Consider the following 7,647-nt stretch of genomic DNA (forward strand, 5'->3'; position numbering starts at 1 on the left):
CGCGGCCGGCCGCGCCCGTGCCCGATGTCGCCGCGCCGCCCGGCGCGCATTGGTGGATCTCGCCCTGGTGGGAGGTCGCGGTCCGCCACGATCCCGACGCTCGCTGCAACCATTTCCTGATCTTAGAGGATGACACCGTCGTCCTGGCGCCCCCAGTGCCCGACTCGGCGCACGACGAGGCCTGGCGGCTCGTCCGCCCGCGAACCGGCCTGGCCTGGGGGCGCGGCGCCGGTTCCCTTCCCGAGGGCGGCGCCTGCTCGCTGCTGCTGGCGAAGGGCGCCTGCTGCACGCCTGTCGGACCTGACGGGGACGTGCGCGTCGAGAGCGGCGACGTCCTCTACAAGGGGAACCTTCGCGGGGCGGTCGCGGCCCTCGCCGCGATGGGCGTCGACCCGTCGCGCATGGACATCGACATCGGCCTCGTGGGGGACGATGCCGCGGTCCGTCTTCATCCCGCAAAAGTCCACTCCGTCGATCGGATCCGTTCCGAGGGCGTCATCGACGACGACGACCTGCCCGTCGAACCCGACGAAATCCCTTTTGATTACGAGCTCGACGTGCCGGTCCTGACCGGGGATCCGGCCCGGTTGCGCCGGCCCGCCCTCGCGGTCGCCGGCCACCGCGGCGTCGCGGCCTCCTGCGGCGAGGCGCATGCGGGCGAGGACGGAATCGCCTGGGGAATGGAGGCGGGAGCGGCGCGGACGCTCCGGCGGGGTATCGCCCTGTGCGAGCACGGCCGGGCCGAGGCAGGGGCGAAGGGGATCGCCTGGGCCGGCATGATCGAGGAAACTCCGTTGCGTGCTCAGGCGGCCGGCGGCGGCACGGCCCGGGTCGGCGCAGGGGGCCTCGCCATCGTCGGCCTGCCCGGCGGGAGCGCGACCGCCGACGACGACGGGGTCGCCATCGCGGTGGAACCCGGCCACGCGATCTGCGGCGACCGCGGCCTCGCCCTCGGTTGGAGCCGCCACGCCGTCGCGGCCAAGGGCGGGCGCGACGCCGTGGTTGTGGTGCGTAGGGGCAGCGTGTGCGGCGGGCCCGGCGCGCTCCTCATCGCCCAGGACGTGACGAGGGGCACATGGCTCTGGGGGGTCGTCGGCCAGGACGGGATCGCGCCGGACACGGTCTACACCGCCTCGGGCGGACGCCTCGTGCCCCTGATCGCCCCGGCGCCCCGGCTGCGCGTCAGACGGCCGGGAGGGTGAGATGATCGCGTGGCGGGATTGGGTCGAGCGCCTGCTGAGGGGGCGGTGGCCCTGGAACCAGCCGACCGGCATGCCGGACCCCGGCCTCTACCCGCCGGAGCCGCCCGATCCGCCGCTCGGTCCCGACCTCGTGGACCTTGCCCGCAGCCTCGACTGGGCCGCGCCCGGCCTGAAGGCGGCCCTGCGCGGTGCCCCCTGGTCCGAGGCGCCGCCGGCCTTCGCGGCCCTGTGCGCGCGGGCGCGCACCTCCCGGCGTATCCGCGACGCTTGCGCCGAGCACCGCCGCGAGCCCGAGAGCCTTCTCCTCGGCGCCCTGCTCATGATCAGATCCGGACGGGTTCCGCCCGACGGCCATTTCTGGAGGCCCGTGCGGGTGTTCGCGGCCCTCGGACTCGACTGGGCCGCATACGCTTGCGACGCGCGCGAACCGGAGCCGGAGCCGCTCGGCGACCTCCTGCTCGCCTTGGCGCCCCGGCTCGACTGGGAGGATCCCGTGCTGAGACGCGGCCTTGTCGACAGCGTCTGGACCCCGCCGCCGGAACTCCGCGCGCTGGTCGACCGGGTGCGAGACCATGCGGGTCAGATGGAGATGGCCCTGTACGAGACCGGCGTGAGCCTGCCGGCTCACACGCTGGTGCTCGGCTGTCTGGCACTGCTGCGCGCGCAGCAGGACCATGAGGTCGACGCGCTGCACTGCACAGCCGCGGGTGGGCGCGTTCGGGATTTTCCCGCTTGCGTTCAGACCGCGATGTTCATGGCTTTCGATCTGGTCTGGCCGCTGCCCACCGGCGCCCCCGCCACGCCGCGCCCGGCTGCAATGCCCGACAACGCCGCGCAACAGCCAATGGCCGCGAGGCCCGATAGGTCTCGGGCCTCGGATCTCCCCGAGATCCCGCCCCTGTCGAGGCCGGAACCATGAAGACCGTCATCGCCGCAACCTGCGCCGCCGCCGCGCTCGTCCTCCTTGCCCTCGGCTCCGGCCGGCTGCAGGCTGGCCTCACGCCGCAGACCGACGAAGCCGTGCCCGCCGACCCGCGCAGCGACGGCACGGCCCGCGCCAACGCCCTGTTCGGGACCTATCGGGCCCGCTGCGGGCAGGTCGCCGTCGTGGCCATCGACGTTGTTCCGCCCAGAACCGGCGGCTTCGCCGACCCGCTCGACGCAGGCCCTGCGGCGGCGCGAACGGGGCATACCCTGTACGTCGCCCTGGCGGATCTGCACCTCGATGCTCGCGAGACGACCACGCCCACGGACCGACGCAACGGGATCCGCTGGGCGGGCCGCTTCACCTACAGCGCCGGCTCGGTGCGTCAGGTCGCGATCGGTCGGAACGGCACCGCCGGCCGCTGGAGCCCGTGGCAGCCCGGCGGCCCGGTCTACGCCGTCGCCCTGACGCACCGGGATGGCGGCTGGACGTACCGGATCGACGAGATGCCGCTCGTGACTGGGCTCGGCCGTTACGCCCGCCTGCGCCGGCCGACTTGCGCGGAACTGCCCACGGGCTGACCGCCGGATCGGGGAAGCCATGCACGACGACGCGCGCAGAGCATGGCGCGCGACCGGTCCGCCGGCTTGCGGCCGTCAGGGCGGCAGCTGGCTGGCGATCAGCCTCCTGAGCGGCTCTGCCTGTTCGGTATCGCCGGCCGCACCGCCGACGAAGACCATGGGCGTCACGGCGATCGGCAGAGCGCGGACCGCATCGCGCTGCCGGGTCAGGCTCACCCGGGCCGCCTCGTCGGCAACGCAACGGGCTGGATCGTCCGGCGCTCCCGAAAGTCCGGCGATGGCTCGGCCGAAGGCCGCGAGCCGCTCCGGCGTCGTCGTGAGATGCACCCAATCCGCCTGGGCATTGGTCAAGGCGACGAACAGGCGGAACCGGTCCTCCGGTCTTGCCGCGCAAGCCGCCACCAAAGCGGCCTCGAGCGCGCCCGGATCATCGTCGCGCCAGACAGGCCGCACCTCGAAGCGGACCTTCGCGGGGGCAAAGACGGCAATGGTCGGCCGCAGGACGTCGTAGAGGAAGCGGCGGCATCCCAAGCAATCTGCCGCGACAAAGGCCGTGACCGTGACAGGCGCGTCCGCCGCGCCGCTCGCAAAGGCGTGGTCGGCGGCGGCGCCCTGCGCGAGGCTCGTCTCCGTCCAGGCCCGGTCGAGTTCCGTCCTCGCCCGGAGGGCGACCCGGGGATCAGGCATGCGCTGCTCGATGAAGCGCCATAGAGCGAAGGCCCGGGCGGGATCGCGGCCGGGGATCGGGCCGTAGCGCAGCAGGTCCGCGAGCAGGCCGAGGGCCCAGGGCTCGTCGCGCCATTCGGGACGCTCGACGAGGTCCCGCGCGGCGGCCGGATCGGGGGAGACGAGGACCGCGCCGTCCGAGCCGTGGGCGCCGTAGGCCAGGAGCGTGGCGAGGCGCTCGGCGGCACGCCGGTTGCCGGCGGCAACGGCCCGGCGCAGCCACGTGACGGCTTCAGCCATGTCGGGGCTGCGCCCCGCGCCCGGGCGAAGCGCCGCCTCGATGAAGAGCTGGATCGCGTCCGGATAGCCTGCTTCCGCCGATCGCCTGAGCAGAGTTGCGGTCGGCTCGGCGCCGAGGGCCGCGGCGGCATCGAGCCCGTCCCGTTCCACCCGGAGCATCGCCTGCCAATAGAGGCCGGGCGGATCGTCGGCTTTGGCCGCGACCGCCATCAGGTCGCGGCGCTCGGAGGCCGACAGGCGCAGATCCGGGTCCGACTGGGCGCGCACGAGCCACTCGGCGGCGGCGGCCGGCACGCCAGCGCGCGCGGCCCGGCGCAGCCAGGCCCGGTAGCGGGGGATCTGCACGGCGCCTCCGGTGAAAGCGGACCCGCTGCGGTAGAGCTGCGCCGCGCCGTAGGCCGTCTCGCCGCTCGGGTCGAGCGCGTCGGCCTCCACCAGCGCCGCCTCGACCCCAGCCGTCGGATCGGCCCCATGCGCGCTGCCGGTCATTCCCGCGACATTCCGGGCCGTGCTCTGGCGCAAGAGTTTGGCGAGGAGGACACCCCGGGCGCCGGCCATATCGAGATCCGCCAGAAGGGCGCCCAGGTTGAAGTCGAGCCCCGCGAGGCGGTCGCCCAGCATCCAGCCGAGCAGGCGGCCGCGAGGCAGGTCCGTGGCCGCCGCGCGGCGGGCGAGGGCTCCGGCCTCGGCGAGGAGCCGCGCCCGCGCCGCCTCGTCATGCCCGGGCGCACGCCCCTGTTCGTCTGCCGCCATGGCCTTCAGAGCCAGGGCCTTGGGATCGCCCTCGGCGAAGCCCGGCTCGACGGCGCGTTGCCAGAGCCCGGCCGCCGTCACCCTCCCGACGATGGCGTCGTTGCTCAGGCTCAGACACCAGTCGCGCCGTGTCAGGCCGTAGCGGTCGGACGTCTCGTCCCATGGCGGCGCGCAGGCGAAGTCGTACTGCGTCCTGTCGAGCAGCCCGGCCCTGAGCATGAGCCCGGTCCGGGTCTCGGGATAGGCGGAGATCCACAGGACGACCGCCGTCAGCAGCGCCAGTATTGCGGCGGCGGCGGCGGCCCGCCGGGCGATCTGCCGGCGGCCCAGCCGGTAGGGCCGCCGGCTCCACGCCTGCCGCCGCGCCTCGTCCTCTGCCGTCAGCGTCAAGGGGGGCAGGACACCTTCGCGGTACACCGCGACGGTCTGGGCCTCCCCGGTCCACAGGCTGACCTTCGCCGCGACCGTGTCGAACACGTCCTGAATGCGCGTGCCGGGCACCAACAGGCTCGGCATCTCCTCCATCAGCGCGAGGGCGAAGGGGCTGTGCCCGCCCCAGCCGTCCTGAGCGCTCGCCATGGCGGCGGTGGAGTAGACGAGTTGCGTCGGGCGCGGCAGGCGGCTGCGAACCATGCCCTGCGTCGCGGAGACATCCTGGGACTCGTCGCCGACCAATCGGTCCCGGCAGGCATCCAGGACGATCACCGTGGCCTTCCGGGACCGCCGCCCGAGTTCCCGGGCGAGGGTCTCCAGCGGCAGAGCCCGCGTCGCGAGATGGCGGGCGGCCGTGATCTCGGCCGAGACAGGGATCAGGAAATTCGTCCCCTCCATCTGCACGCCGTGACCGGCATAGTAGACGACGGCGACCGCCTCCGGCCCGGCCTCGTCCACCGCGTCGGCGAAGGCGACCAGGGCCTCCTGCATCGGGGCGAGCGCGGCGTCCTTCAAAAGCCGGACAGAGAAGCCCAGCCCTTCGAGGCCCCAGGCGATGTCCTCGGCATCGCGGATCGGATTCGCCAGAGGCATGTCACGATAGCGGCCGTTGCCCATCACCAGGGCGAGACGCGTCTCCGCTTCGACGAAGGCCTCCGGCCGTATGGCCGGAGGATCGGCGCGGCGCGTCGGCACCGTGCTCGAACCCGGCAGATCGAAGCGACGATGTCGCATGGTTCGCGCCCACCCCCCCGCGAGGGACGCCGCGGCATCTCGACCTTAGCCGAGTTCATGCCGGTCCGCATGTCGTCGGCCGCCCGCCACGCCTCGCCCAGAACTGTGCTCGGCCGCCGGATCGTGCAGCTTGTACCCTATAGCGGACCTTCTGCTTACTGATGTCCAGAGTCTGAAATGGGTCATGAGTTCGCGTCAGCCCCGCCGAGCTCCACGGGAGCGTGCCCTCGTCTCTCGCGGGGGGCGAGCTACAGGTCGCCGGCTGCTGTCGAGGCCGTATGAAGGCAGAGCTAGCCCGTCGGGAGGTGCCAAGTCTCAAACACTTGGCGCGGTCGGGATCAGCGGAAAACCTGCGACGGTCCGGGTCGGCTGGGGCCGTGGACCCAGTCGCCCCTCGTAGCGCTATACGCCCGTGGCCTGGTGGACGACCATGCTCTCAGCCGTCATCGCCGTTCGCGGTCTCCGACTGGCGCAGGCGCCAGATCGGCACGCGGTTCGGGTCGAGCCGGATGCGCCGCTCCGCCATGAACCTGCTGAACGAGGACGTTGCCGACAGAACCGCGTCGCCGATTGCCAGCCGCAGCCGCCGCTGACCGCTTTCCTCGACGTCGTTCGTCGCGCGCAGCAAATTCCGTACGTAGTAGAGGTCGACTGTGCCGCCCATGATGAGCGCACTCGCGTTCATGGCATGGTCGGGACCCTCGGTGTGGCACCACAGCCAGAGGAGGTGCTCCGCGCTTGCCAGCCGTGCCTGGACACCGAACCACTGGCGGGTGGTCGCTTCAGCCAGCAGCCCTGCCTCAAGCTGGCACATGCAGGGACGCAGCGTCAGTAAGATCGGCTTAGCGCACAGGCTCGGATCCATGTGAGCTGAAAATCGTGCCCGCGTCGCCTGTTCGAGTTCCGCGCCGCGCTCGCGCCCGCCCGCGCCGAGATCAGCCACGATCTCGATCTCGCCGACGAACCGCGCCTGTTCGTGAAGCGCCAGGGCGATGCGGCCGACCACGGCGTAGGCGAGACCGGCTGCGTCGAGGCGTCCGACGATGTCGCGGAAGATTGCCGGCAGCATGCCGGGCGTCGGGTTGCTCAGATCGTTGACGTCAACCAGTAGCGCCTCAACGTCTGCTGAGCTGCCGGTCATGTGAGCTGCCCTCCGCCCCGGGTGCGATAGTGTGCGTCTGAGCGCACCGCGTGTCGCTCGCTGGCGAGGCCGAACAGTTGGACGAGTTCGGCGACCGTCTCCGGCCGCTGCAGGCGCTGGTCCGCGTAGAGGGTGAAAAGCGCCGGTTCGCGCATGTAGACCACCCGCCCGCGCGGAAATGCCTCGTACTCGTAGCTCGCGATGGCCGGCGGCAGGCCACGGCGGCGCAGCGCCGTGGATCCGAGCTTACGCCATGCTTCCCAGACCTCGTGGTGCCCGCGCGGGTGGGTGAGGCAGTCGCCGTAGATCTCCGCCTCGGTCATGGTCGTGCGGTCGGTGACCAGCACGGTGCGCCCGCCGTCCAGCACGCCCCAGAAGATGCCGACGCTCGGTGCGATCGTTTCGTTCGAAGAAGGGCTGAGACATCGACCCGCGGCATTGGTGTCAGGGGTATTCGTGCTCACGGTAGCTGCCTCGTCAGAACACGAACTTCCAGTCGATCCGTCTCACGGGCGCACTGGCGTCGACTAGGGTTGAGACTCAATCAGCACCAGAACGCGATGACGGCAGCTAGAGCGAGAGCCGAGGCGAAGTTGCGGGCCAGCTTGTCGTAGCGGGTGGCGATGCGGCGGAAGTCTTTGAGAGTCCGTTAGGAAAGAGTTAACTCATAGTGATTGATGCGAGCATCCGCCCGATTGATGCAAAAGCATCGTACCGGCCGAGACGTGGAGCAACGTTTCATAGTCGACCTTGAGGCGGCGCGAGCCCGTGAGAACGCCAATGCTCTGCTCGACCCGCCATCGTTTCGGCAGGAGAACAAAGCCCTTCGACCCCTCTGGTCGAAGAACCACCTCGACCGCACGTTTCAACCCGGATTGAACGGCATCGATGAACCGTTTCTTGTACCCGCCA

At 71.5% G+C, this 7,647-nt stretch carries 6 protein-coding genes and 2 pseudogenes; 3 read left to right on the forward strand and 5 right to left on the reverse strand.

Features of this window, described 5'->3' with window-relative positions:
- The 3 genes from VP06_RS11900 to VP06_RS11910 form a co-directional block, all read left to right on the forward strand.
- Nucleotides 1-1,202 (forward strand): hypothetical protein (locus VP06_RS11900; RefSeq protein ID WP_048463987.1); only part of this gene is annotated, 1,202 nt, incomplete at its 5' end.
- A 1-nt stretch (nt 1,203) separates the two neighbouring features.
- Nucleotides 1,204-2,121, forward strand: coding sequence for a hypothetical protein (locus VP06_RS11905; RefSeq protein ID WP_048463988.1), 918 nt, complete (start codon nt 1,204-1,206; stop codon nt 2,119-2,121).
- Entirely contained in the window at nt 2,118-2,708 is a 591-nt protein-coding gene (locus tag VP06_RS11910; RefSeq protein ID WP_048463989.1) for a hypothetical protein, read from the forward strand. The genes VP06_RS11905 and VP06_RS11910 overlap by 4 nt, the downstream gene beginning before the upstream one ends.
- A gap of 75 nt (nt 2,709-2,783) precedes the next feature.
- Here the strand turns inward: VP06_RS11910 and VP06_RS11915 are convergent, their stop codons facing one another.
- The 5 genes and pseudogenes from VP06_RS11915 to VP06_RS34860 form a co-directional block, all read right to left on the reverse strand.
- Entirely contained in the window at nt 2,784-5,594 is a 2,811-nt protein-coding gene (locus VP06_RS11915) for a caspase family protein (protein ID WP_048463990.1), read from the reverse strand.
- A gap of 436 nt (nt 5,595-6,030) precedes the next feature.
- A complete protein-coding gene (locus tag VP06_RS11920) occupies nt 6,031-6,735 on the reverse strand; it encodes a hypothetical protein (protein ID WP_048463991.1) in 705 nt (234 codons plus the stop codon).
- The gene (locus VP06_RS11925) at nt 6,732-7,199 is read right to left on the reverse strand and encodes a hypothetical protein (RefSeq protein ID WP_245291154.1); all 468 of its coding nucleotides are present in this window, start codon (nt 7,197-7,199) and stop codon (nt 6,732-6,734) included. The genes VP06_RS11920 and VP06_RS11925 overlap by 4 nt, the downstream gene beginning before the upstream one ends.
- 80 nt (nt 7,200-7,279) lie before the next feature.
- Nucleotides 7,280-7,378: pseudogene (locus VP06_RS36245) on the reverse strand (IS5/IS1182 family transposase); the annotation flags it as partial.
- Nucleotides 7,379-7,395: 17 nt separating this feature from the next.
- Nucleotides 7,396-7,647 (reverse strand): annotated as a pseudogene (locus VP06_RS34860) (IS5/IS1182 family transposase); the annotation flags it as partial.

Origin of the sequence: Methylobacterium aquaticum (assembly GCF_001043915.1) — a bacterium.
Taxonomy (GTDB): domain Bacteria; phylum Pseudomonadota; class Alphaproteobacteria; order Rhizobiales; family Beijerinckiaceae; genus Methylobacterium; species Methylobacterium aquaticum.

Excerpts from the sequence above, each read along its gene's own strand:
- VP06_RS11915 (WP_048463990.1), bottom strand. The coding sequence starts at position 5,594 with ATGCGACATCGTCGCTTCGATCTGCCGGGTTCGAGCACGGTGCCGACG.
- VP06_RS11910 (WP_048463989.1), top strand. The coding sequence starts at position 2,118 with ATGAAGACCGTCATCGCCGCAACCTGCGCCGCCGCCGCGCTCGTCCTC.
- VP06_RS11920 (WP_048463991.1), bottom strand. The coding sequence starts at position 6,735 with ATGACCGGCAGCTCAGCAGACGTTGAGGCGCTACTGGTTGACGTCAAC.
- VP06_RS11905 (WP_048463988.1), top strand. The coding sequence starts at position 1,204 with ATGATCGCGTGGCGGGATTGGGTCGAGCGCCTGCTGAGGGGGCGGTGG.